Here is a 24,251-nt window from a genome sequence, read left to right as displayed (position 1 = left end):
TCCTCAGTGGAAGCGGTGGGCGGAGATGGTGAGCCGCCAGGCGACCTCACCGGCGGGCGGGACGACCGCCGCGTCGGACGACCCGGCATCGGCCAGGTCGAAGGCGGCGCCGAGCATCGGCTCGACACCGATACTGCGGTAGGGCGTGGTGGCGGGCCAGCCGCCCAGGTTGCGCCAGAGCGCGGTGCTGCGGGGCTGGCCGGCGCACTCCAGCTCAAGCGTCAGCCGGTCGGTGCCGTCGGTGACCTGAACGCGGGGGCAGTCGAGCAGCACGGCGCCGAGCGCGGTCCCGTCGTCCGGGCCCAGCGTATCCAGCGTCAGCCCGGCCGGTGCCGGCCAGGGGCCGGTCAGCCAGGGGCTGCCGGCGGGCCAGGTGCCCGGGGGCAACAGCGCGGCGGCCTCCGGGTGCAGCCGGGTGAGGGTGCCGGCGGGTGCGTCGAGACGGGCCCCCTCGGTGAGGTCGAACAGGGCGTGCGCCGCCCACACGAATCGGTGGCCGGGCTCAGCGGCCAGCCGGTAGTCGGCCACCACAACGCCGTTCCGCTCGGTGATCCGGCGGGTCAACGTGAACGCGGGGCGCTCGATGACCACCGTGCCGGGACCGGCTGTCCGCCAGGGCCGGGACCACACCTCGCCGTGGTCGGGCCGACCACGCACTGTGGGCAGGCACTCCTCCAGCCCTCCGGCGTCGATGAACGCGGCGCCGGGGCGTACCTCGTGCCGGCCGGGCTCCGGCCCCCGCCAGAGCCACTCCCGGCCGCCGCCGCGCAGGCTGGTCCACCGGCCGCCGCGCGTCGGGTCGTACGCCACCCGCAGCGGCACCGGCACGGGCCCGGCCGCTCCGGTCACCATTCGGCGAACGACCCGTCGCGGTGCTGCCAGACCGGGTTTCGCCAGGCGTGCGGGGTACGGGCGGCCTGCCGCACCGCCGCCTCGTCCACGGTGATGCCCAGCCCGGGCCGGTCGGGCCGGGCGATGTGCCCGTCCACGAACCGGAACGGCTCCGGGTCGACCAGGTAGTCCAGCAGCTCCGAGCCGGAGTGGTAGTGGATGCCGATGCTCTGCTCCTGGATCAGGAAGTTCGGCGTCGCGAAGGCCACCTGGAGGCTGGCCGCCAGCGAGATCGGGCCGAGCGGGCAGTGCGGGGCCAGCAACGCGCCGTACGTCTCGGCCAGTGCCGCGATCCGGCGCACCTCGGAGATCCCGCCGGCGTGCGACAGGTCCGGCTGCACCACGGCGACCCCGGCCTGCAACGGGCCGAGGAACTCGGAGCGGCCGTAGAGCCGTTCCCCGGTGGCCACCGGGATCGGCGTGCCGGCGACGATGTCGCGCAGGTGGTGGGCCTGGTCGGGCAGGACCGGTTCCTCCACGAAGAAGGGACGCAGGGGGGCCAGCTCGGGCAGGATCCGGCGTATCGCGGCCAGCCCGGCCCGGCCGTGGAAGTCCAGTGCGATGTCCCGGTCGGGGCCGAGCACCTCCCGGGCGGCGGCGACCCGACCGACCACCGCGTCCACCTCGGCGGAGGTGGGGATGGCGGAGAGCCGACCGCAGGCGTTCATCTTGACCCCGGTGAGACCGGCGGCGGCCTGCGCGGCGGCGGCGTCGGCCACCTCGTCGGGCTCGTCCCCGCCGATCCAGGAGTAGATCCGCACCCGGTCCCGCACGGCCCCACCGAGCAGCGCGTGCACGGGGGCCCCGTACGCCTGCCCGGCGATGTCCCAGAGCGCCTGGTCGAGGCCGGCGACCGCGCTGGAGAGGATCGGACCGCCGCGGTAGAAGCCGCCCTTGGTGAGCACCTGCCAGTGCTGCTCGATCCGGAGCGGATCCTCGCCGATCAGGTATTCGGAGAGCACCTCGACCGCGCTGCGCACCACCTCGGCACGCCCCTCGACCACGGGCTCACCCCACCCGACCAGCCCGTCGTCGGTCTCCACCCGGCAGAACAACCACCGTGGCGCGACCAGGAAGGTCTCGATCCGCTCGATCTTCACTGACTGCCCCTCTGTCCCCGTGCCTTCTCGACGTCCCGGACGGCCTTGTCCAGCAACTCACGCATGGCGGTCTCGGTCGCCGTCTCGTCGCGTGCGCGCAGCGCGTCGACCACCGCGCGGTGGCTGGGCACCGGGTCGTCGTGCGGCGCGCCGCCGTGCACCAGCCGGTCCCGCTCGGCGAGCCCGGTCTCCATCACCACCTCCATGCGCTCCAGCAGCTCGTTGTGGGTGGCGGCGAGCAGCGCGCGGTGGAAGGAGAGGTCGGCGGCGACGGCTGCGGCGGGATCGCCGTTGGCCTCGGCCATCTCGACCAGCGCCCGGTCGAGCGCGGCGATGTCATCCTCGGTGGCCCGGCTGGCGGCCAGCCGTGCGGCGGCCGGCTCGATGATGGCGCGTACCTCGTGCAGCTGGTCGAGCAGGCGCTCGTGGGGGCCCTCGGCGAACTGCCAGCGGATCACGTCACCGTCGAGCAGGTTCCAGTCCGCCCGCGGCCGGACGAACGTGCCGCGCTTCTGCCGGGCGTCGACGATGCCCTTGGCCGAGAGGACCTTGAGCGCCTCGCGCAGCGCCGTCAGGCTGACGTCGAACTCCTCCTGCAGCGCGACGATGTTCAGGGTCGCCCCGGCGGGGATCTCACCGGTGAGGATGCGGCGGGCGATGGCTTCGACGGTCTGCCCGTGGACGCCGCGGCGTGCGTACTGTGCCAATGCTCTCCTGGCCTTCTCGCTGGTCGGTATCGATCTCTCAGGCCGAGGCTTTCACCGCTGTCCAGCCACCGTCCACCACCAGGCTCGCGCCGGTGACGTAGGCGGCGTCCGGTGAGGCGAGGAAGGCCACCGTCGCGGCCACCTCGTCCGGCGTGCCGAACCGCTTCGCCACGGTCTCCGCGACGCTGCGTCGGCGGTCCTCTTCGGACACCTCGGCCCAGGCGCCGGTGAGGATCGGCCCGGGCAGCACGGTGTTGACCCGCACCTGCGGGCCGTACTCCACGGCGAGCTGGCGGCCGAGCGCGACGAGGCCGCCCTTGGCCGCGGCGTACGCGGGCCGGCCGGGCAGCCCGACCAGCGCGTGCACCGAGGAGATCAGCACCACCGCGCCGGCGCGTGCCCGCAGGTCGTCCAGGCAGGCGCGTACGCCGAGGAACGAGCCGGTGAGGCTGACCCCGAGCTGGTGGTCCCAGGACTGTCGGCTGGTCTCGTGTGCCGGGGCGACCTGCACCGCGTACGCGGTGCTGACCAGGATGTCCACCGGGCCGAGGCTGCCGTGCACCGCCGCCACGGCGGCCGACCAGTCGGCCTCGTCGCTGACATCGCCCACTACGGACAGTGCTCGATCGCCCCGGGCGGTCAGCTCGTCGGCCAGCGGGGTCGAATCGGCCACGTCGAACAGCGCGACTGTCGCTCCCTCGGCGGCGAGCCGTCGGGCGATGGCTTGGCCGATCCCGCCCATCGCGCCGGTGACCAGCGCGTTCTTGCCCTCAAGCCGGCGCATAAGCTGATCCACCTGACCCTCGCCTTGATCTCATCTAATCATTAATTACGAAGATATCTTGACAGCCGCCGAGGGCCGATGCAACCTTCTGGTCACACCATTCACATGGCCGACACATTGCGCCGTGACGCTACGTGTCGTAGAGGAAGGACACCCCCCGTGAGCGACTTCGACCCCGGTCGCCGGCGATTCCTTGGCCACCTCGGGCTCGCCGGCCTGGGCGCCCTCGGCGCCAGCTCGTTCCTCAGCGCGTGCGCCAGCTCCGCGAGCGGGCCGACGGCGGGCAACGGCTCCGGCGCGGTCACCATCCAGTCCAATCTCTCCTCGCCGCAGGCCAAGGCGGCGATGGAGAAGCTGATCGCGAACTTCAACGCGCAGGGCAAGGGCACGGCGAGCCTCAACACGATCGCCTCGGAGACCTTCCGGACCCAGCTGCCGACGTACCTGACCTCGGCCAACCCGCCGGACCTCTACACCTGGTACGCGGGCTCGGTCGCCAACGACTACGCCAGCCGCAACCTCCTGCTGGACGTCTCCGACGTCTGGAAGTCGCTGGGCGACTACCCCCAGTCGCTGCGCACCCTCTCCGCCGACGCCAGCGGCAAGCAGGTCTTCGTGCCGATGAACAACTACTGGTGGGGCTTCTTCTACCGCAAGTCCAACTTCGCCAAGTGGGGCGTGCAGGAGCCGAAGACCTGGACCGAGTTCCTGGCGCTGTGCGAGACGCTGAAGAGCAAGGGCATTCCGCCCATCGGCATCGGTCTCGGCGACACCCCGTGGGTGGCGTCCGCCTGGTTCGACTACCTCAACATCCGGATCAACGGCGCCCCGTTCCACCGCGAGCTGCTCGCCGGCAAGCAGCGCTTCGACGACCCCAAGGTCAAGGCGGTCTTCACCCGCTGGCGCGAGGCCCTGCCCTACTTCGACCCCAAGGGCAAGGCGTACCCGTTCCAGGAGGCGACCACCGCCCTGCTGGCCGGCAAGACCGGCATGTTCCTGATCGGCACCTTCTTCGCCGACGCGGCGCCCAAGGATGCTCTCGGCGACCTGGACTTCTTCCGGTTCCCGATCATCGACCCGGCGGTGCCGCTGGCCGAGGAGGCCCCGACCGACGGCTTCTTCGCCAGCGCGAAGACCGCCAACCCCACCGGCACCAAGGCTCTGCTCACCTACCTGGCCGGCGTCGAGGCGCAGGAGGCGTACGTCAAGGCCAGCTCCGGCATCGTGCTGCCGGCCAACCCGAAGGCCAAGGCATCCGACTCGCCGCTGGTGGTCAAGGGCAAGGCGATGCTCGACGAGGCCAAGGAGCTGACCCAGTTCTTCAACCGCGACTCCAGCGACGCGCTCCAGCCGACCGCGGACACCGCGCTGACCAAGTTCATGGACAAGCCGGACCAGATCGACGCGATCCTGCGGGAGTGGCAGAGCAGCGCCGAGAAGGTCTTCAAGGGCTGACGTGACAGCAACGATCTCCACGACTTCGGTCACCCCCACCCGGCGGCGGCGACGGTCGGCCCGACTGTCGCCGCTGCTGGTGGCGTTCGTCCTCGTGCCGTTCCTGGTCGAGAGCGTCTGGGTCTTCTGGCCGGCGGTCCAGGGTTTCTGGTTCTCCCTCACCCGCTGGGACGGCATGTCGCCGCCCACCTTCGTCGGCGTCGACAACTACGTGGAGATGGCTGGCGATGCCACCTTCCGGGGCGCGCTGCTCAACACGGTGATCTGGCTGGTCCTCTTCGGCGGCCTCTCCGTGCTGGGCGGCTTCGGCATGGCGCTGGTCCTGCAGAAGGAGCGACGCGGGGTCGGCTTCTACCGGGCCGCGCTGTTCACCCCGGTGGTCTTCTCGCTGGTGGTGACCGCGCTGGTCTGGCGGGTCTTCTACCAACCCGACGGGATCGCCGACACGCTGCTGCGGGCCATCGGCCTGGAGCAGCTGATCCGGCCCTGGCTCGCCGACCCGCAGACCGCGCTGTACGCGGTGATCCTGCCCGCGCTGTGGCGGCAGATCGGCTACGTGATGGTGCTGTTCCTGGCCGGGCTGAAGGCGATCGACCCGGCGCTGCACGAGGCGGCCCGGATGGACGGCGCCAACTCGTGGCAGCGGTTGCGGCACGTGACCATCCCCCAGCTCAAGGGGGTCAACGCGGTCGTGCTCTCGGTCATCGTGATCGACTCGCTGCGCTCGTTCGACATCGTGTGGTCGCTCACCAAGGGCGGGCCGTACCACTCGTCGGAGCTGCTGAGCACCTACATGTACTCGACAGCGTTCCAGGGCCTGCGGCTGGGCTACGCCTCCGCGATCGCCGTCGTGATCTTCGTGCTGGCGCTGGCGGTCATCCTCGGCTACCTGGTCCGCGCGTTCCGGGAGGAAGCGTGATGAACAAGCTCCGCACCGGGGCCTTCCACACCGGAATGATCCTGCTCTCGCTGCTCTGGCTCGGGCCGGTGCTCTGGGTCGTGGTGATGTCCACCCGGTCGTTCGACGACATCGCCGCGCACGGGGTCGGCAGCCTGCCCCGCTCGTTCACGCTGGACACCTACCGGCAGGCGTGGACCGACGGCGGCGAGCTGCGCGCCCTCATCAACAGCATGCTGGTCACCATCCCGTCGGTGGCGCTGAGCCTGGGTCTGGCCGCGATGGCCGCGTTCGCGCTGAGCCGCTTCCGGATCCCCGGCCGGCGGACAATCCTGCTGCTGATGCTCGCCGGCAACCTGCTGCCACCGCAGATCCTGCTCATCCCGGTGTCCAAGTTCAGCGAGCTGACCGGCCTGTACGACACGCTGTGGGCGCTGATCGCGGTACAGGTCGGCTTCGGGCTCGGCTTCTACACCTTCGTCCTGCACGGCTTCATGCGGGACCTGCCGGGTGAGATCCAGGAGGCGGCCACGATCGACGGCGCCGGCACGGCGCAGATCTTCACCCGGGTGATGCTGCCGCTGACCAGGCCCGCGCTGGCCGCGCTCGGGGCGCTCTCCTTCACCTGGATCTTCAACGACCTGCTCTGGGCGATCACCGTGCTGCGTACCGACGACAACATGCCGGTCACCCCGGCGCTGCTCGGCCTCCAGGGGCAGTTCGTCTCGTCCTGGAATGTCATCGCCGCCGGCACGGTCATCGCGGCCGTCCCCACCGTCGCGGTCTTCCTGCGCTTCCAGCGGCACTTCGTCTCCGGCCTGGCGCTCGGGGCGGTCAAGTGACCGCCCCCGCGCCGGGCGGGCAGCGCTGGACGCTGCGCGGCGCGCACACCGAGTACACCGTGACCGTGCCGGCGCACGGCCGCTGGCTGGAGCTGGTCGCGTGGGGTCCGCACGGCGTGTCCGACGGCCCGTCCCCGGTCGCCTACGACGGCCCTGTGCCGTTCCTCACCGCCGGGGACGCCGCCCCGATCGAGTACGCGACCGACGCCGACCGGCCGTTCACCGGCGCCGACCTGGTGGTGGAGACCGCCAGCGGGGAGCGCCGGGTGGGGTTCGGCCACACCGACGTGCGGATCGACGCCGACCAGCGGGAGCTGGCGGTCGGTTTCGCCGACCCGGTCACCGGGCTGCGCGCCATCGTGCACTACCGGGTGCCCGCCGGGACCGACGTGGTGCAGCGGTGGGTCGAGCTGATCAACGACGGCACCGGCTCACTGCGGGTCGTCCGGGCCGGGTCGGCCGGGTTCTGCGTGCCGACACCGCACGGCGCGCTGCTCAGCCACCAGTGGGGGCAGTGGGCACAGGAGTTCCAGCTCTCCCACGTCGAGCTGGGCCACGGCACGTTCACCATCGGCAGCGCGCAGGGCGTGCCCGGGCACCTGCACGTGCCCTGGCTGGCCGTGCGGGACGCCGCCGAGCCGACCGGCCCGGCCTGGGCGATGGCGCTGGCCTGGACCGGCTCGTGGGAGATCAGCGCCGAGCGGGACACCGGCGGCCTGACCCGGGTCCGCGCCGGCCGCCAGTTGGTCGACGGCCCGCTGGAGCTGGGCCCCGGCGACCGACTGACGCTGCCGGTGGCCACCGGGGCGTACAGCCTGGACGGCCTGGACGGCCTGGCCCGGGTCTGGCACACCCACCAGCGGCTGCTCGCCGGGGAGCGGCTGACGCCGCGCCCGGTGCTCTACAACTCGTGGGAGGCCACCTACTTCGCTGTCGAGGCGAAGAGCCAGTTGGCGCTCGCCGAGATCGCCGCCGAGATGGGCGTGGAGACGTTCGTGGTGGACGACGGCTGGTTCGTCGGCCGCGACGACGACACCGCCGGGCTGGGCGACTGGACGCCGGATCCGGCGAAGTTCCCGGCCGGGTTCGACGCGTTCATCGCCGACGTCCGCGCGCTCGGGCTCAACTTCGGGCTCTGGGTCGAGCCGGAGTGCGTCAACCCACGGTCCCGGCTCTACGCCGAGCACCCGGAGTGGGTCTATGCCGTGCACGGCCGTCCGCTCACCCCCGTACGCAACCAGTACCTGCTCGACCTGGGCCGGCCGGAGGTCGCAGAGTTCGTCCACTCCACAGTGGATGATCTGCTCCGTCGGTACGACATCGACTACCTGAAGTGGGACTTCAACCGGCCGCGTACCGAGCCGGGGCGTCCGGACGGGGTCGGCCCGCTCGACCTGGACGGCGCGCACGTGACCAACCTGCACCGGATCTACGACCGGTTGCGCCGGGACCACCCCGGCGTGCTGATCGAGGCGTGTGCCGGCGGGGGAGCGCGGACCGACCTGGCGATGGCCGCCCGGGCCGACGTGTTCTGGCCCAGCGACAACACCGGCCCGCTGGACCGGCTGGCCATCCAGTACGGCTTCCTGCATGCCAACGCACCGCACCTGCTCAGCTCCTGGGTCACCGACGCGCCCGGCCTGTTCGATCCGCGTCCGCGCTCGCTGGCGTTCCGGTTCGTGCTCGCGATGGCCGGCGTGCTCGGCATCGGCGCGGACATCCGGGCCTGGACCGCCGTCGAGCGGGCCGAGGCGGCCGGCTGGATCGCCAGGTACAAGGAGATCCGGGACGTCGTCACGTACGGCGAGGCGCACCTGATCGGCGGGCCCGACCAGGCCCGCTGCGCGGTGCAGTACACCGCGCCGGACGAGCGCCGCGTGGTCGTGCTGGCCTGGCACACCGGCCGGCTCGACGGCGCCGGCCTGCTCCCGTCCCGCCCGGTCCGGCTGCCGCTGCGGGGCCTCGACCCGGCCGCCCGCTACCGGCACGGCGACCGGCACTACTCCGGCAGCCACCTCAGCTCGGTCGGCCTGCCGGTGCACTGGAGCGCGACCCACGACGCCGACCTCATCGTGCTGAGCCGCGACTGAGGCCGGGGCACCACCGCACCCCACCCTCGAGGGACAGGAGTACCCCCATGCGCCTGATCCGACCGCTGACCGTCGCCCTGGCCGTGCTCGGCCTGGGCCTGGTCGGCCCGCTGCCGGCCACGGCCGGTCCACCGCACGCCGATCCGTCCCAGGCAGGTGGCCACGGCCACGGCCGGCCCGGCCACACCCCGGCCGCCACCGGCGCCGAGGACCAGGGGGCGCCGACCTTCTTCAACAGCGGGTTGGCCCCGACGCCCTACCAGGGCTGGAACACCTACTTCGGTCTCGGTGGCGATCCCACCGAGGCCGAGGTCCGGTCGGTCACCGACTTCATGGTCAGCAGCGGCCTGCGGGACGCCGGCTACACCTACGTCTGGATCGACGGCAACTGGGCCGCGCCCACCCCGCGTGACGAGGCCGGCCGGCTGGTCGCCGACTCTGCCCGGTTCCCCGGCGGGATGGGCGCACTGGCCGCGTACATCCACAGCAAGGGGATGAAGGCCGGCATCTACACCGACGCCGGGCCGTACCTGCCCGGGCAGTGTGGGCTGGGCAGCAACGGCCACTACCGGGCCGACGTGGCCCAGTTCGCCGGCTGGGGTTTCGACGCGCTCAAGGCTGACTGGCTCTGCGGCCGTGCCGCCGGCCTGGACCCGGAGGCGACCTTCCGCGAGCTCGCCGACGCGGTACGCCAGTCGCCCCGGCCGATGCTGCTCAACATCTGCAACCCGGTCAGCTCCGACTGGGGCGGCGGCCCGTACACCCCGGAGCAGCTCTCCACCTGGACCTACACGTACGCGCCGACCGTGGCCGACTCCTGGCGGACCTACACCGACGTGGGGCTCACCGACCCGACGCCGCAGTGGGCGTTCCCCTGGGTGCTGCGCAACATGGACGTCAACGCGTACCACCCGGCGGCCACCGGGCCGGGTCACTACAACGACCCGGACTACCTGCTGCCGATGCGTCCGCTGCCCGGCGGCGGGTACGAGCTGAGCCTGGATGAGTCCAAGACGCAGCTCGGCATGTGGTCCATCATGGCCGCTCCGTTGGTCATCGGCTCCGACCCGCGCGGTCTGCCCAGCGAGATGATCTCGGCGCTGACCAATCCGGAGATCATCGCCGTGAACCAGGACCGGCTGGTCCGGCAGGGTGTCAAGGTCGCTGACACCGGGGTCGACGCGCAGGTCTGGAGCAAGGTGCTCACCGGTTCCGGCCGGCGGGCGGTCGCGCTGTTGAACCGGCACGACACCGCCCAGGAGATCACTGTCAACTTCGCGGACGTCGCGCTCGGCGGGCCGGTCGCGGTCCGCGACCTGTGGGCCCGCACCACCGTCGACGCCGAGCCCGGCACGGCCGGGGTCCAGCCGTTCACCGGCTCGTACACCGTCCAGGTGCCGGCGCACGGGGTGGCCATGCTCGGCCTGACCGGCGCCGACCAGGTCGCCGGTGCCAGCCTCGGCGGCTCCGCCAGCGCCAGCCCCGCGCTGGTCCGGGTGGACGACACGCACGCCACCGCCTTCGTCCGCACGACGCAGGGCGCGTTGGCGGTGAACACCCGCTCGGGCGCGACCTGGGGAACCCGGTGGACCTCCCTCGGCGGCCCGGTCGGCGGCCGGATCCTCGGCCAGCCGGCGGCGTACGGCTCCGCCGGCGGACGGATCGACGTGTTCGTGCGGGGCACCGACAACGCGGCCTGGCAGCGCAGTTACGTCGCCGGGAAGTGGGGGCCGTGGCGCAGCCTCGGCGGCTCGGTGACCGACGGGCCCACGGTGGCCTGGACCAGCCCGACCGGGTGGACGCTGATCGTCCGCGGTGCCGACGGCAAGCTCTTCTCGCGTACCCCGAACAGCGGCTGGACGGGCATCGGCGCACCCGAGGACCGGCCGATCTACGGACGGCCGAGTGCCGTCGTCGACGACGCCGGCGTGCTGCACGTCGCGGTGCGCAGCCGGACCGACGAGTTGTGGTGGCGCAGCCGGACCGGCACCACCTGGTCGGCCTGGACCAGCCTCGGCGGCACCACCAGCGGCAGCCCGACCCTGCTCGCCACCGAGGGACGGGTCTACCTCTTCGCGCTGGCCGCCGACAACCGGCTCTGGCAGCGCAATCTGGTCGACGGGGCGTGGGGCGGCTGGTTCCGGCGTGGCGAGTTCGCCACCGACGCGTTCCGGGGCGCACCGGGTGCCGCGGCCGGCGCCGACGGCAGCGCCTGGCTGGCCGTACGCGGCGTCGACGACCGGGTGCACCAGATCGTTCTCTGATCCATTGTGGCGTGCCGTCGGCGGCTCCGTTCGCCGGCGGCACGCCATCCGCGTCAGGCCGGCACGAGTTCCCGGCACCGGCGCAGGACGGCCCAGGCGAGTGGTGCGTCGCGGCCCTCGATGCCGGCCTCCAGCTCGGCCACCGCCGACGCGGCCCGCGTCGGTTCGCCCGCCGCCACAGCCGCCTCGGCCAGCACCAGGACGGCCTCGTAACCTGCCGGAAACCTTGGAAACAAGCTAGTAACGTCACGGGTACTTTGCGCGTCATTTTGGACCGCCGGCCCGGGCTGAACCACCCGCCGCCGCGTCGGCTCGCCGCTAGCGTCGGACCGGACGGGACGCGGCGGGGCCGACGGGAGGGGCGGCGGTGAAGGCACTGGTGTGGCAGGGCGCCGACGAACTGGCGGTGACCCAGGTGCCGGAGCCGCAGCTGCGCAACGAGCAGGACGCGATCATCCAGGTGCGCAAGACGGTGACCTGCGGCTCCGACCTGCACCTGCTGGGCGGCTACATCCCCTTCATGGAGCGCGGTGACGTCCTCGGCCACGAGTTCCTGGGTGAGGTGGTCGAGGTGGGCCCCCAGGTGCGTAAGCACCGGGTGGGCGACCGGGTGGTGGTCTGCTCGTTCATCTCGTGCGGGCGCTGTTGGTACTGCCAGCAGCAGCAGTTCTCGCTGTGCGACAACGGCAACACCAACCCGGCGGCCACCGAGAGCGCCCGGGGTCCGATACCGGGCGGCTGCTACGGCTACTCCCACGCCCTCGGCGGCTTCGCGGGCAGTCATGCGGAGTACATCCGGGTCCCCTACGCGGACCAGGGGGCGTTTCCCGTTCCGGACGGGGTGAGCGACGAGCGTGCGCTGTTCGCCTCCGACGCCGCTCCCACCGGGTGGATGGGCGCCGACCTGGGCGGTGTCCGGCCCGGTGACGTGGTGGCGGTGTGGGGAGCCGGCGGGGTGGGCCAGATGGCGGCGCGGGCAGCGGTGCTGCTGGGCGCCGAGCGGGTCGTCGTGATCGACCGCTTCGACGACCGGCTACGGATGGCGGAGACGCACCTGGGGGTGGAGACCCTCAACTACCAGAGCCACGATGTGGGCGGCGAGCTGCTGGAACGCAGCGGCGGGCGGGGGCCGGACGTGTGCATCGAGGCGGTCGGGATGGACTCGCACAGCACCGGCCCGCAATCCTGGTACGACCAGATCAAGCAGCAGTTGCGGCCGGAGTCGGACGGACCGGTCGCCGCCCGGGACGCGATCCACAACTGCCGCAAGGGTGGCAGCGTGTTCCTGCTCGGTGCCTACGCCGGTCTGGTGGACAGGTTCCCGCTCGGCGCGGTGATGAACAAGGGCCTCACGCTGCGCGGCGCCCAGCAGCACGGCCACCGCTACATTCCGATGTTGCTCGAACGGATGGCGCGGGACGAACTGGTCACCGAGCACCTGGCGACCCACACCATGCCGCTCGACCAGGCTCCGCAGGGCTACAACATGTTCAAGAACAAGATCGACGGCTGCGTACGGGCCGTCTTCGAACCCGCCGGATGACGCCCGCGGTCACCCGCGTCGGATCAGGCCCGGCCCGGCGAGGATGTCGGTCTCGTTCTCTTTCACGTCGTGGCCGGCTTCGCAGCGGAGCACCGCGCGGATCGGCTTGCCGCAACCGCGGTGGGTGACGAGGAGGCCGGGGCCGGTGTCGTCGGCGGCCCAGGTGTCACCCCAGTTGCGCAGGGCGGTGACCACCGGGAGCAGTTCACGGCCCTTGGGCGTGAGCTGGTATTCGTGGCGGGTGCGCTGCCCCGGCTCCCGGTAGGGGATCCGTTCGAGCAGGCCGGCCGCGACCAGTTCCTTGAGCCGCGCGGCCATGGCGGGCTCACCGACCCCGACCCGGCGGACGAAGTCATCGAAACGGCGCGTACCGAGCAATGCCTCACGCATGATCAGCATGGTCGATCTGCTGCCGACGATGTCCATCGCGCGGGCGACCGAGCAGTTCGCCATCGACCAGGAGTCACGGTCGTCAAGTAGATCCGCCATGCCACAAGCGTACGACCTGACTTGCGCAACTGCTAGTCAGGTGCTTCACTGGGGGCATGCTGACTTCGCTGTGCGCAAGTCAGCACATCTCAACCGGCGCTGCCTGATCGGCGCCGTCCGCCTCCCCGCCGTGCGCCGTCGACCCCGGCACCCGCGCGGATCGAACCCCTAGGACGCCCTGTGACCGACCAGCGCACCACGGCCCCGAGCGGATCAGCACTCCCGCGCCACGCGAGCACGCCCGCGTCGGCCGCCACCGCGCGCCCATCCGTTCGGGGCTCCCACGCGGTGACCTTGATCGCCATGTGCCTGGGCTCGATGATCACGTTCCTCCAGATCACCGCGACCGTCTCCGCCCTGACCACCATCCAGCGGGACCTGGGCGTGGATCCGACCACCCTGATCTGGATTCCCAGCGCCTACACCCTGGTGGTGGCGAGTCTGGTCCTGTCCGCCGCGACGTTGGGCAACCGGTACGGGCGCAAGCGGATGTTCGCGGCCGGCATCCTCGCCATGATCCTTGGCGGTGCCGTGGTCGCCGAGGCCCCCACCGTGGCCTGGGTGATCGCCGGGCAGTTGGTGGCGGGCCTCGGCGGGGCCCTGAGCCTGCCGAACAGCCTGGCGATCCTCGGCGCGACCTTCACCGACCCGCACCGACGCACCGAGGTCATCACCGCCTGGTCGGCCGCCTCCGGCATCGGCCTGGCGGTCGGGCCTTTGATGGCCGGCACGCTGCTGCGGCACTTCCACTGGCACAGCGTCTTTCTGTCGGCGATCGTGCTGGGCGTGGTCACCCTGGTCGTGGCCGCGATCGGGGTGGCCGAGTCCCGCCAGGGCGCGGGCCGCCTGGACGTGCCCGGCCTGCTGCTCGGCACCATCGCCATCGCCGCAGCCGTCTACGCCATGATCAGGGGCGGCCGGGACGGCTACACCAGCCCGGTCGTGGCGACGACCTGGATCGTCTCCGCCGCCGCGCTGGTCGGGTTCGTGCTGGTCGAGCTGCGTACCAGCGCGCCGATGCTCGACGTACGGCTGTTCCGGTCCGCGTCGTTCAGCGCCGTCATGGTCGTCGCGGCGGTGTCGCTGTTCGGCTTCACCGGCGTGGCGATCCTGCTCGTCCTGTTCCACGAACGTGCTCAGGCGCTCAGCCCGCTGGACACCGGCTGGCGGATGCTGGTGCTCTTCGGTGTCTACGCGGTCGTCGCCTTCGCCGCCGGGCGGACGATCCGCCGTACCGGGTTCAAGGCTCCCCTCACCGTCGGTCTCGTCCTCGGTGCCCTGGCCAGCTTCGGTCTGGCAGCCCAGGGCCCGACCACCCCGTTCGACCACCGCTGGCCGCTGCTGGCGCTGTTCGGCGCCGCCAGCGCCCTCGTGGTGGCCCCGGCGACCGCGGCGGCGCTCGCCAGCGTCGCGCCCGCCCAGGCGGGCATGGCGTCCGGCGCGGTCAACGCCGCTCGCCAGGTCGGCTCGGTGCTCGGCTCGTCCCTGCTGGGCACGCTGCTCACCACCACGATGCTGGCCGACCTGCCCGACCGGCTCGCCGCTCACCAGGTGGGCGAGCCCACCCGGACGGCGGTGCGGACGGCGGTGGTCGGCGGCGCCAGCGGTGGCCCGGCGCTGCCCGAGCCGGTCCGATCAGCGCTCGCCGAGGCGCTGACCGCCGGCGTGCAGGCCGGCCTGCGGGTCAACGGCATCGTCTTCCTCGCGACCGCCGTGCTCGCCCTCGCCCTCGTCCGGAACCGGCCGCACCGGCACTAGGGCTGTCACACCCGCCGCCGGTGTCAAGGCCCGGATCGCCTCGGACGGCAGCCCACCGAGCCGGAGCGGCGGCTGCGTGACCGGAGGGCTCAGGGCTGGTGCTGGCGGGGTGCCGGCTGGGTCGGGATGTGCTCGTAGCGCTTGCGCATGATCTCGCCGGCGGCCGGTCCGGCGGCGAAGACGAAGTCGGCGTCGTCGAGCGGGCGTCCGGTGTTGCGGTCCACGATCACCGGATCGGCCTCCACGCCGGTGTTCCGGTCGACCAGGATCATGCTGCGTTCACTCGGGTCCAGGCGGGAGTTGCCCCACGCGGCCAGGGCGACGACGACCGGTCGCAGGCTGCGGCCAAGGTCGGTGAGGACGTACTCGTAGCGGTCCGGCCTGGTCTGGTAGCGACGTCGTTCGAGCAGCCCCTGGCCGGTGAGGGTCCTGAGCCGGCTGGTCAGGATGCTGGATGAGACACCCAGGTTCGCCTGGAACTGGTCGAACCGGGTGTACCCGTCGAAGGCGTCATGCAAGATCAGGAGTGTCCACCACTCGCCCACGTAGCCCAGCGCGCTGGACAGCGGGCACTCGCGGTCCTCCAACCGGATCTTTCCTGCCACGGATGTGCCCTCTCCCGAGTCGGTGCTAGTGTCGAAGTCAGTAGGTGCTGTTTCAGAAGTAACTATACGGCGTCGTGACGGCGCTCGCCCCATGCTGCACAGACAGGAGTAACAGATGTCCGAGCGGGACTCACTGCACGGCCGACGCGCCCTGGTAACCGGGGGAACGAAGGGTGCCGGTGCGGCGATCGCCGCCCGGCTGCGCGAGGTCGGTGCGGACGTGTGGGTCAGCGCCCGCAGCGAGCCCGAGGGGTTCGAGTTTTCCGACCGGTTCATCGCCGCCGACACGTCGAGCGTCGACGGCGCGGAGGCGGTGGCCGAGCGCCTGCTCGGCGAGGGTGGCGCCGACATCGTCGTGCACGTCGTCGGCGGGTCGAACGCCCCGGCCGGTGGCTTCGCCGCGCTCACCGAGGAGGCCTGGATGGAGGAGTTGAACCTCAACCTCCTGGGCGCGGTACGCCTCGACCGACACCTCGTTCCAGCCATGATCGAAAAGCGTACGGGTGCGATCGTGCACGTCTCCTCGATCCAGCGCCGCAAGCCGATGTACGAGGCCACCCTGGGGTACGCGGCCGCAAAGGCGGCGCTGACCGCGTACAGCAAGGGCCTGGCCAACGAGCTCGCGCCGTACGGCATCCGGGTCAACAGCGTGGCACCCGGCTTCATCCAGACCACCGCCGCCGACGCGCTCGTCGACCGTCTCGCCGCCGGGAACGGCGTCGACCGCGACACCGCCCTCGGGCAGTTGATGGACTCCCTGGGCGGGATCCCGCTGGGCCGCCCGGCGCGTCCGGCCGAGGTGGCCGACCTGGTGGCCTTCCTGGTCTCCGACCGCGCCTCGGCGATCGTCGGCGCGGAGCACGTGATCGACGGCGGCACCATCCCGACGGTCTGACCCGACCCGCACCGCAGCATCCAGAAGGGACACCGAACCATGACCGTCAACCAGGTGACGCCGGACATCATCCGCCGCTACTTCGAGCTTGCCGGCCAGCCGGATTCCGAGGACTACTTCGCCCTCTTCGCGCAGGACGCCGTCGTCGAGGACGAGTCGACCGAGTACCGGGGCATCGGAGCCATCCGCAGGTGGCGCCGCGAGGTGCCGCTGGTGTCGTACGAGATCACCGACGTGGAGGACACGCCCGCCGGCACAATCGTGACCACGACGATCACCGGGGACTTTCCCGGCAGCCCGTTCGCCGGGCTCAGGTACCGCTTCAGCGACTACGACGACAGCACGATCAGGGCCCTCCGCATCGCGCCCTGACGACCTCTCGGCGGTCTGCGCCGGAGGTTCGTCGGTCTGCCCAAGAGGGCTGTCGCCCTACGTCGAGGGTATCGGTGGTTCGGGTGGGTTTCCGTGGGCTCGGATGCTGTCGGTGACGGCAACCCCGGCGAGTACGAGGGTGGCGGTGAGGCCGGCAACCAGCGTGGGCGTGAGCACCAGGACGGGGGCCGCGACCACCAGCACGAGCAGCGCGACCAGCCGGGACGGCGACACCCGGCTGAACACCTCGTACTCGAATCGGGCGCGTCCGGCCAGGAACAACGCGGGCCCACCGAGGAGAACGCCGGCAAGCCAGGGCGCCGTCTGCTCGGTGGGGTGGGCGATGACGACTTCGATACCGGCGGCGGTGGCGACCACACCGGCCACCATGAGCAGGTGCGTGTAGGGCGCGGACCGTACGAATCTGCCTGGATCCCGGGATGCTTCGATGGCAGCTTGCAGGAGGGCCCCGGCGCGGTGGACGTAGATCTGCCACAGCAGCACGGTGGCGGCGAAGCCGACCAGGAGCGCCACCGTACGGACGGTCGTCGGGTCGTTGTCGGCGTAGGTCAGCGTGGTGACGAGGATGAGGTCCCCGAGGGCGAGAGTGAAGAACTGCTGGTAGCGCTCCGCCAGGTGGTCGGCTGCCACCGCGTACTGGGGCATGGGCACCCGGCCCAGCCGCGGCGTGGGGTAGCGGAGCCAGGCTGACCCGTAGTCGATCGCGAGCGCACCGGCCCACAGCAGGCCCCGCGCCGGGCCTGCCACGAAACCGCCGGCGAGCCACGGTACGGCGGACACGACGAACCAGAAGATGAACCGGCTGGGGGGTAGTCGCGCCGCGCGGCCGTGCAGCGAGGCGACGAGAAAGATGCCACGTCCCACCTGGATCGCCACGTATGCGCCCGCGAAGAGCAGGGCGTGCGCGGTGAAGGCTCCGGGCAGTGAGCCTGCCATCAGGATGGTCCCGAGCATGACCCAGAGCGTCGTGACGAAGATGGGGGGCCGCTGCGCGTGGTAGACGTCGGTTGCCAGCGCGGTGGCGGACCAGACCCACCAGATCGCCATCAGCAGCAGCAGGGCCTGGAAACCCCCGATCCAGTCGAGACGCTGCGCCAGGGTTCGTGACGTCAGGGCGAGCGCAGCGACAAACACCAGATCGAGAAACAACTCCAGCAGGGTGGCCCGCTGGGGCCCCTCATCCCTACGGATCAGCCCTACAGCTTGATCGATCGTCATCAGGTGCCCGTCTACTGACTCCGAGGTCTGGTGGGACTCGAGAGCGGCTTGCGACAGGGAGAACGGGCCGAGTCGTATGCGGCGGGAAGGCCCCGAATGATGTTACGGGAGCAGCAGCCGCAACTAGGGCAGATGGGATGTTCTCGTCTCCGCCCGACCGGACGCCCCTGTCATCTCCTGTCCTGATGCTCCCGGCCCCTCATGGCGACTCCGTCGCTACCACCTTCGTTGTCCCAGACCTCGTGCCGATCGGCGTTCGTAGTCGCCGCCGCGCCCGCTCGCGCCAGGGCGGCAGCCAGGATGTCCGGCGCGTGTCTGAGGTTGGCCGGGTCGGCGGCGGTCGTCATCGCCCACTCGGCTGCCGCCCGTGGGGTGGCGGGTGGCACCACGAGCAGGTCGACCTGGATGTCCCGGCCCGTGGTGGCGACAAGAACGGCCGGGTCAAGAGTGTCGAACCAACCAAGATGAACCACGTCCGGCCCCACGGTCAACCGCCGGAGCCGGGCGTCCCAGGCATGGATGTTGAGCATGAGATGCCGGATCCGGCCATGTCGTTCAGCCAGGGCGTGCAGAAGGCCGGGGAGTTCGGCGGTCGGGTCCCAGGACCGCGGCCACCAGCCGCCGTCGAGCACTGTGCTTCCCGGATCGGTGGCGAGGACGAGCCGAGGTGCGGCCGGCGTCGAAGCGGAGGCCGTGGCGGCGTTTCGCTGGGTGACGGACATGGCTCGCTCAGCCTTCCTGGTGGGGCCGGTGTGTCCGTTGACGGTGGAGGGTTGGACGTGCCTGTCTCGGGGTGCGGTCATGACGAGCCGCCGCCTTCCGATGGGTGCCCGGCGTAGCTGGCCGTCTGTGTGCGCCAGCGGGGCGAGGGCTTTGGGCGAGCGGCGACAGACTGTCGGGGCCCGGGAGTGCAGGTCGGGGGGAGGGGCCGGCCATCGGCGCCGCGGAGAGGCGGCGACCTGGTCGATGGATGTGCGGCGGCTGGTGATTTCAGCGTACGCCGCGCGGCCGGCGCCGCTGTGCAGGCGTTTCCGGCGCGCCCGGCCACCGTGCGGGTGCAGCTGCACAGGCCGAGGGCGTACGGTGAACATGTCGCCCGGGACCCCGGTGGCCGCCAGATGCCGTCGCCACCAGCCCATGAGGGGCGTTAACGATCGTCATCCCCATCGCCGCGAGGTGCTGGTCGTGTTGGTTGATCACCGACCACGTCCGGCCGTCGGATTCACCGGTCACCGCACATTCGGGTTCGGCGCGATGGCCGGTGGTGGATTCCGACCCGTTCACACCGCCGTCCTCGAGCATGACCGTTTCGGACGGCTCAACAAGGGAGCACCAGATGAGGATTGCCAGGCACAGGATCGTCAGCGCACTTCGCGACCGCGGCCAGCAGGCCAGGGCCGACTGGGTCGAGCGCGAGCTGCCGGAGCGGGTTGACCCGGCCAAGCACTCCGGCCTGCTCGCCACCCTGCATCTCGACCCGGCTGACCTCGCCGACGCGCCCTCTCCGTGAGGGTGGCGCTGCTCGGACCAGTCGCCTGGCGTACGCCTCCGCACCACTACGGCCCCTGGGAGCAGGTGACCGGCCTGCTCGCCGAGGGGCTGGTCAGCCGCGGCGTCGACGTGACGCTCTTCGCGACGCTGGACTCGGTCACGTCGGCCCAGCTGGACGGCGTCTGCCCCCGTGGGTACGCGGACGCCCCGGACATGGACGGCCGGGTGTGGGAGGCGATGCACGTCGCCTACGCGCTGGCCCGCTCGGCGCAGTTCGACCTGGTGCACAGCCACCTCGACTGGCTGCCGCTGGCCTTCGCGGAACACTGTCGCGCTCCGCTGCTCACCACCGTTCACGGCTTCTCCGGCGCGGGGATCCTGCCCGCCTACGCCCGAGCGCGCTCGTCCTACGTGTCGATCTCCGACGCCGACCGGGCCCCCGAGCTCGACTACCTCGCCACGGTGCAGCACGGCGTAGACCTCACCGGGTTGCCGTTCACCAGCGATGCCGGCCCCGGACTGGCGGCCTTCGGCCGGATCCATCCCGACAAGGGCACCCACACCGCCATCGAGATCGCCCGCCGCGCCGGCCGGCCTCTGACCATCTGCGGCATCGTGCAGGACGAGCGGTACTTCGCCGAGCAGGTGGCCCCGCACATCGACGGTGACCAGGTCGTCTTCCTCGGATCGGTCGGTCCCCGCCGGCGTGCGGAGGTGCTGGGCGCCAGCACCGCCCTGCTGCACCCGATCGCCTTCGACGAACCGTTCGGACTGTCGGTCGTGGAGTCGATGGCCTGCGGTACGCCGGTCGTCGCGTACGCGCGAGGGTCCATGCCGGAGGTTGTCGACGACGGTGTGACGGGATTCCTCGTCCACACCGTCGAGCAGGCCGTCGACGCGGTGACCCGGGCCGCCCGCCTCGACCGCGAAGGTTGCCGGGCGCGGGCTCAGCAGCGCTTCAGCGCGGACCGGATGGTCACCGACTATCTCGCCGTCTACGACCGCCTCCTGCACCGCTGAACCCCTCGAATCCGTTCCGCCGGTCACACACGCTGACCGGTGTGCGCCGTCACGCGTGAGGTTCGTCCCTCGTACTCCCGGGGCGGCCGACAACCGGAAGGCCCGACACCCATGCCCAGCTACGGATTCCTCAGCACCCACCCACCGACCCGGTGTGGACTTGCCACCTTCAACTCCGCCCTCGCCGCCCAGTTGACCGCCGACGGCGCGCGCGGCGGCATCGTGCGGGTCACCGACCACGGCGATGACCAGCGGCCCGGACCCGGGGTGGTGCACACCTGGTCGGCGCACACCCCGGCCGGCTGGCGGGACGCCGCCGCGGTCCTGAACACCTTCGACGTGGCCATCGTCCAACACGAGTACGGCATCTACCCGGGCAACGACGGCGAGGACGTCCTGCCGCTGCTGCGCCGGCTCACCGTGCCGAGCATCGTGGTCCTGCACACCGTGCTCCGCCAGCCCTCCGCCCGGCAGAAGTCCCTGCTGGAGCAGATCGTCGCCACCGCCGGTGCGGTCGTCACGATGACCGACACCGCCCGTGACCGGCTCCTCGTCGGCTACGCCGTGTCGCCCGGCAAGGTCACGGTCATCCCGCACGGCGCCGCCGAGCACGTCGGCGTACGCGTCGACCGACGTGCCCGCCCGCACCTGTTGACCTGGGGGCTGCTCGGTCCCGGCAAGGGCATCGAGTGGTCGTTGCAGGCCCTCGCGCGGTTGCAGGACCTGGAACCGACACCCACCTACACCGTCGCGGGCCGGACCCACCCCAAGGTGATCGAGCACCAGGGCGAGACGTACCGGTCGGGGCTGCACCGGCTCGGTGCGCAACTGGGCATCGCGCACGCCGTGGACTACCAGGACGTCTACCACGACCTGGAGGCACTGGGCCGGTTGATCCGGTCCGCCGACGTGGTCGTGCTGCCGTACGACTCCCGCGAACAGGTCACCTCCGGCGTGCTCATCGAGGCGGTGGCCGCCGGAGTGCCGGTGGTGGCCACGGCGTTCCCGCACGCCGTCGAGCTGCTCACCGGTGGACCCGGTCTGGTCGTACCCCACCAGAATCCGGCGGCGCTGGCCGCGGCGATCCGGCGGATCCTGATCGAGCCCGGTCTGACCGCCCGGCTGGCCGGCCGCGTCCGACCGCTGGCCGCGCATCTGCGCTGGCCGGCGGTGGCGGCCCGGTACGGCACGCTCGCCGAGCGGCTCACCGAGGCCCGCCCGGCCGTCGTCGGCGCGGCGTCGGCGTGACCGCGACCACCGGCCGCCCCACCATGGCGGCCGCCAGACGCTGGGCGGCGGCGCCGGCGCCGGATTTCGCGCACCTGATTCGGCTGAGCGATGACACCGGCCTGTTCGAGCACGCGCGGCACGCCATCGTCCGCCGCGAGCACGGCTACTGCACCGACGACGTGGCCCGCGGTCTTGTCGTGATCAGCCGCGAGCCGGAACCGACCGAGGAGGTGCTCCGGCTCGCGGAGCGCTACCTGGCCTTCCTGACCCACGCCCAGGACGACGGCGGCGCCTTCCGCAACCGGCTCGGCCACGATCGGCGCTGGGCCGACGATCCCGGGCTCGGCGACTGGTGGGGCCGGGCACTGTGGGGGCTGGGCACCGCCGCCGCCCGCAGTCCCGCAGCCTGGATACGGGAGGAGGCGCTGGTCGCCTTCAGCAGGGGGGCCGCGCGGCGCTCCCCGGCCCCGCACGCGATGGCCTTCGCCGGTCTCGGCGCGGCCGAGGTGCTGCGCCGCCACCCGGGCCACGTCGCCGCGGCCACGCTGCTGGCGGACGCGGCCACCAGGGTCGGCGCCCCCGGATCCGACCCGCGGTGGCCCTGGCCGCGTGAGCACCTGACCTACGCCAACCCGGCCCTCGCTGAGGTGATCATCGCCGCCAGCCAGCTGCGCCACGGCGGTCCGCCCCTCGACGACGGTCTGCGGATGCTGACCTGGCTGCGGGCGGTTCAACTCCGCGACGGACGACTGTCAGTCGTGCCCGTCAAGGGATGGCGGCACGGTGCCGTACGACTCCACCATGACCAGCAGCCGATCGAGGTCGCAGCCCTCGCCGATGCCTGCGCCACAGCCGCCACGGTGACCGGCGACCCTGGCTGGGAGACCGGGATACGGCAGGCGGTCGGGTGGTTCCTCGGCGACAACGACCTCGGCACGCCGATGTGGGATCCGGCGACCGGCGGCGGCTACGACGGGCTGACCCCGCACGGACCCAACCTGAACCAGGGCGCCGAATCCACGCTCGCGCTCATCTCCACCCTGCAGCACGCCCGGCGGTTGTCGTGACCGGCATCCGCGTCGTCCGGCAGGACCGCATCCTCACGCCGGATCCACGCCGGGTCATCGTCAAGCTCTTCGTCCCGGGTGAGGACGCCGCGGTGGTACGCAGCCGCGCGGGTGCGCTCATCGACCGTGTGGCGCGCCTCGACGACGAGGAGACCGGCAGGCTGTTGAGGGACACCTTCGACCGCTTCGGCCCCCGGCACCGCGACCTGGCCGGTACGTTCCACCACCACTACGGCCTCGTCCGGCACCGCGCCGCGCGGGCCTGGGATCTCTCCCCCACCAGCCGGCTCCTGGTGGGCGCCTACTTCAGTCACGAGTACGCGGTCGAGTCGGCCGCCCTGTGCAACCCGTCAATGGTGGCCCATCCCGACCAGACCGAGTTGAGCGCCGGGCAGCTGCGCGTCGCGGTCAGCCTGCGCCAGATCGGCGAGGGCCACCTGTCGTCCATCGGCTTCGCCACCGCGGTCCTCGGACCCGGGCGCCAGCTCGTGGTCGCCGACCGGTCCGGCCCTCTGGCCGTTGGACAGCGGACGGGCGTACGGCACCGCCGGGACCTGCTCGCTGCCGGGCTGGCCGAGGAGGACGTCGACAACGAGGTCAGCGCCACGGTGCTGGACGCCCTGCCCGACCGGTATGACGAGGCCACTTTCGAGCGGGTGCTCGGTGACCTGCCAGCGGATCTGCTCTCCCGCAGCACCGGGATGGGCACCCTCGAGCACCTGCGTCGCACCAACGCCGGCAGCTACGCCACGGCCTTTCCCGCCGACACGGCTCTGCACGAACGGGTGCTCTGGCCGGCCACCCCGGCGGAGAGCAACGGCATGGAGGACGCCCGGTTCGTTCGGTTCGTGGACGAGTCCGGTCCGGTGTACCGGGCGACCTATACCGCGTACGACGGTTCGAACATCGCCACCCGCGCGCTGGCCAGCAGCGACCTGCGCCGTTTCGAGATGACCCCGATGCGCGGGCCGGGCGCCCGCAACAAGGGGATCGCGCTGTTCCCCCGTACCGTCGGCGGCCGGCACCTGGCTCTCTGCCGCGCCGACGGCGAGACCATCGGTCTGACCGTGCTGGACGGCGACAACCGCTGGCAGCTCCCGGTCCCCATACACACCCCGCGGGACAGTTGGGAGTTGATCCAGGTCGGCAACTGCGGGTCTCCCATCGAAACCCGCGCGGGCTGGCTCGTGCTCACCCACGGTGTCGGGCCGATGCGCCGGTACGCCATCGGCGCGCTCCTGCTCGACCTGCACCGACCGGAGCGGGTCCTCGCGCACCTGCCCGGCGTGCTCCTGTCACCCGACCAGGGCGACCGGGACGGGTACGTACCCAACGTCGTCTACTCCTGCGGCGGGCTCATCCACGACGGCGAGCTGTGGCTGCCCTACGGGGCCAGCGACACCCGGGTCGGTTTCGCAACCGTGCCGGTCGCCGCCCTCCTTGCCGCAATGGTGGAGTCCCCATAGACGAACGGCAGGGACGCATGAGGGCCGGCCGTCGCGCCGCCCCGA

Annotated in this window: 23 protein-coding genes; 14 read left to right on the top strand and 9 right to left on the bottom strand. The window is 71.8% G+C overall.

What is annotated here, in order from left to right; genetic code table 11:
* Window positions 1–3: 3 nt before the first annotated feature.
* The 4 genes from GA0070607_RS09795 to GA0070607_RS09780 are packed head-to-tail and all read right to left on the bottom strand — an operon-like array spanning window position 4 to window position 3,494.
* On the bottom strand, window positions 4–852 hold the full coding sequence (locus tag GA0070607_RS09795; protein ID WP_089017925.1) for an aldose epimerase family protein: 849 nt from the start codon (window positions 850–852) through the stop codon (window positions 4–6).
* On the bottom strand, window positions 846–1,991 hold the full coding sequence (gene dgoD / locus GA0070607_RS09790) for a galactonate dehydratase (RefSeq protein WP_089017924.1): 1,146 nt from the start codon (window positions 1,989–1,991) through the stop codon (window positions 846–848). The genes GA0070607_RS09795 and dgoD overlap by 7 nt, the downstream gene beginning before the upstream one ends.
* A complete protein-coding gene (locus tag GA0070607_RS09785; protein WP_089017923.1) occupies window positions 1,988–2,698 on the bottom strand; it encodes a FadR/GntR family transcriptional regulator in 711 nt (236 codons plus the stop codon). Before GA0070607_RS09785 ends, dgoD begins: the two co-directional genes overlap by 4 nt.
* 37 nt (window positions 2,699–2,735) lie before the next feature.
* The gene (locus GA0070607_RS09780; protein ID WP_231930926.1) at window positions 2,736–3,494 is read right to left on the bottom strand and encodes an SDR family NAD(P)-dependent oxidoreductase; all 759 of its coding nucleotides are present in this window, start codon (window positions 3,492–3,494) and stop codon (window positions 2,736–2,738) included.
* A 147-nt stretch (window positions 3,495–3,641) separates the two neighbouring features.
* Between GA0070607_RS09780 and GA0070607_RS09775 the strand changes: the two genes are divergently transcribed.
* Genes GA0070607_RS09775 through GA0070607_RS09755 form a run of 5 tightly spaced genes read left to right on the top strand, consistent with a single transcriptional unit; the run spans window position 3,642 to window position 11,031 of the window.
* A complete protein-coding gene (locus tag GA0070607_RS09775) occupies window positions 3,642–4,937 on the top strand; it encodes an ABC transporter substrate-binding protein (RefSeq protein ID WP_089017921.1) in 1,296 nt (431 codons plus the stop codon).
* A 1-nt stretch (window position 4,938) separates the two neighbouring features.
* Entirely contained in the window at window positions 4,939–5,856 is a 918-nt protein-coding gene (locus tag GA0070607_RS09770) for a carbohydrate ABC transporter permease (RefSeq protein ID WP_089017920.1), read from the top strand.
* Window positions 5,856–6,677 (top strand): carbohydrate ABC transporter permease, encoded by an 822-nt coding sequence (locus GA0070607_RS09765; RefSeq protein ID WP_157743121.1) that lies wholly within the window; start codon window positions 5,856–5,858, stop codon window positions 6,675–6,677. The genes GA0070607_RS09770 and GA0070607_RS09765 overlap by 1 nt, the downstream gene beginning before the upstream one ends.
* A complete protein-coding gene (locus GA0070607_RS09760) occupies window positions 6,674–8,767 on the top strand; it encodes an alpha-galactosidase (protein ID WP_089017919.1) in 2,094 nt (697 codons plus the stop codon). The genes GA0070607_RS09765 and GA0070607_RS09760 overlap by 4 nt, the downstream gene beginning before the upstream one ends.
* 47 nt (window positions 8,768–8,814) lie before the next feature.
* Window positions 8,815–11,031 (top strand): glycoside hydrolase family 27 protein, encoded by a 2,217-nt coding sequence (locus tag GA0070607_RS09755; protein WP_089017918.1) that lies wholly within the window; start codon window positions 8,815–8,817, stop codon window positions 11,029–11,031.
* A gap of 53 nt (window positions 11,032–11,084) precedes the next feature.
* On the opposite strand, the gene GA0070607_RS32285 is transcribed toward GA0070607_RS09755, so the two are convergent.
* Window positions 11,085–11,228 carry a hypothetical protein gene (locus GA0070607_RS32285; RefSeq protein ID WP_172899008.1) on the bottom strand — a complete coding sequence of 48 codons (144 nt, stop codon included), beginning with the start codon at window positions 11,226–11,228 and terminating at the stop codon, window positions 11,085–11,087.
* 170 nt (window positions 11,229–11,398) lie between these two features.
* Between GA0070607_RS32285 and GA0070607_RS09750 the strand changes: the two genes are divergently transcribed.
* On the top strand, window positions 11,399–12,574 hold the full coding sequence (locus GA0070607_RS09750) for a zinc-dependent alcohol dehydrogenase (RefSeq protein WP_089017917.1): 1,176 nt from the start codon (window positions 11,399–11,401) through the stop codon (window positions 12,572–12,574).
* 9 nt (window positions 12,575–12,583) lie between these two features.
* Here the strand turns inward: GA0070607_RS09750 and GA0070607_RS09745 are convergent, their stop codons facing one another.
* On the bottom strand, window positions 12,584–13,063 hold the full coding sequence (locus tag GA0070607_RS09745) for a winged helix-turn-helix transcriptional regulator (RefSeq protein WP_089017916.1): 480 nt from the start codon (window positions 13,061–13,063) through the stop codon (window positions 12,584–12,586).
* Window positions 13,064–13,351: 288 nt separating this feature from the next.
* Here GA0070607_RS09745 and GA0070607_RS09740 point away from each other — a divergent pair, with 288 nt between their 5' ends.
* Entirely contained in the window at window positions 13,352–14,821 is a 1,470-nt protein-coding gene (locus tag GA0070607_RS09740; protein WP_231930924.1) for an MFS transporter, read from the top strand.
* A gap of 89 nt (window positions 14,822–14,910) precedes the next feature.
* Here GA0070607_RS09740 and GA0070607_RS09735 read toward each other — a convergent pair whose 3' ends face one another.
* A complete protein-coding gene (locus GA0070607_RS09735; RefSeq protein ID WP_089017914.1) occupies window positions 14,911–15,426 on the bottom strand; it encodes a winged helix-turn-helix transcriptional regulator in 516 nt (171 codons plus the stop codon).
* 115 nt (window positions 15,427–15,541) lie between these two features.
* On the opposite strand from GA0070607_RS09735, the gene GA0070607_RS09730 reads away from it, so the two are divergent.
* Together GA0070607_RS09730 and GA0070607_RS09725 are read left to right on the top strand one after the other, a co-directional pair.
* On the top strand, window positions 15,542–16,321 hold the full coding sequence (locus tag GA0070607_RS09730) for an SDR family oxidoreductase (protein WP_089017913.1): 780 nt from the start codon (window positions 15,542–15,544) through the stop codon (window positions 16,319–16,321).
* 39 nt (window positions 16,322–16,360) lie between these two features.
* A complete protein-coding gene (locus GA0070607_RS09725; protein WP_089017912.1) occupies window positions 16,361–16,693 on the top strand; it encodes a nuclear transport factor 2 family protein in 333 nt (110 codons plus the stop codon).
* A gap of 57 nt (window positions 16,694–16,750) precedes the next feature.
* Here GA0070607_RS09725 and GA0070607_RS09720 read toward each other — a convergent pair whose 3' ends face one another.
* Window positions 16,751–17,932 carry a low temperature requirement protein A gene (locus GA0070607_RS09720; RefSeq protein ID WP_089017911.1) on the bottom strand — a complete coding sequence of 394 codons (1,182 nt, stop codon included), beginning with the start codon at window positions 17,930–17,932 and terminating at the stop codon, window positions 16,751–16,753.
* 170 nt (window positions 17,933–18,102) lie between these two features.
* On the bottom strand, window positions 18,103–18,654 hold the full coding sequence (locus tag GA0070607_RS09715; RefSeq protein ID WP_157743119.1) for a DUF5994 family protein: 552 nt from the start codon (window positions 18,652–18,654) through the stop codon (window positions 18,103–18,105).
* Between the two features lie 614 nt (window positions 18,655–19,268).
* Between GA0070607_RS09715 and GA0070607_RS32745 the strand changes: the two genes are divergently transcribed.
* The 5 genes from GA0070607_RS32745 (at window position 19,269) to GA0070607_RS09690 (ending at window position 24,206) form a co-directional block, all read left to right on the top strand.
* The gene (locus GA0070607_RS32745) at window positions 19,269–19,442 is read left to right on the top strand and encodes a hypothetical protein (RefSeq protein WP_167517360.1); all 174 of its coding nucleotides are present in this window, start codon (window positions 19,269–19,271) and stop codon (window positions 19,440–19,442) included.
* A complete protein-coding gene (locus GA0070607_RS09705; RefSeq protein WP_089017908.1) occupies window positions 19,439–20,443 on the top strand; it encodes a glycosyltransferase family 4 protein in 1,005 nt (334 codons plus the stop codon). Before GA0070607_RS32745 ends, GA0070607_RS09705 begins: the two co-directional genes overlap by 4 nt.
* A gap of 111 nt (window positions 20,444–20,554) precedes the next feature.
* Window positions 20,555–21,691, top strand: a complete 1,137-nt coding sequence (locus tag GA0070607_RS09700) for a glycosyltransferase (protein ID WP_089017907.1) — start codon at window positions 20,555–20,557, stop codon at window positions 21,689–21,691.
* Window positions 21,688–22,740 carry a glycosyltransferase gene (locus GA0070607_RS09695; protein WP_231930923.1) on the top strand — a complete coding sequence of 351 codons (1,053 nt, stop codon included), beginning with the start codon at window positions 21,688–21,690 and terminating at the stop codon, window positions 22,738–22,740. The genes GA0070607_RS09700 and GA0070607_RS09695 overlap by 4 nt, the downstream gene beginning before the upstream one ends.
* On the top strand, window positions 22,737–24,206 hold the full coding sequence (locus GA0070607_RS09690; protein ID WP_089017906.1) for a glycoside hydrolase family 130 protein: 1,470 nt from the start codon (window positions 22,737–22,739) through the stop codon (window positions 24,204–24,206). The genes GA0070607_RS09695 and GA0070607_RS09690 overlap by 4 nt, the downstream gene beginning before the upstream one ends.
* The last annotated feature ends 45 nt before the right edge of the window (window positions 24,207–24,251 follow it).

Source organism: Micromonospora coriariae (assembly GCF_900091455.1).
Lineage (GTDB): Bacteria > Actinomycetota > Actinomycetes > Mycobacteriales > Micromonosporaceae > Micromonospora > Micromonospora coriariae.
This window is presented reverse-complemented; position numbering and strand designations above follow the sequence as displayed.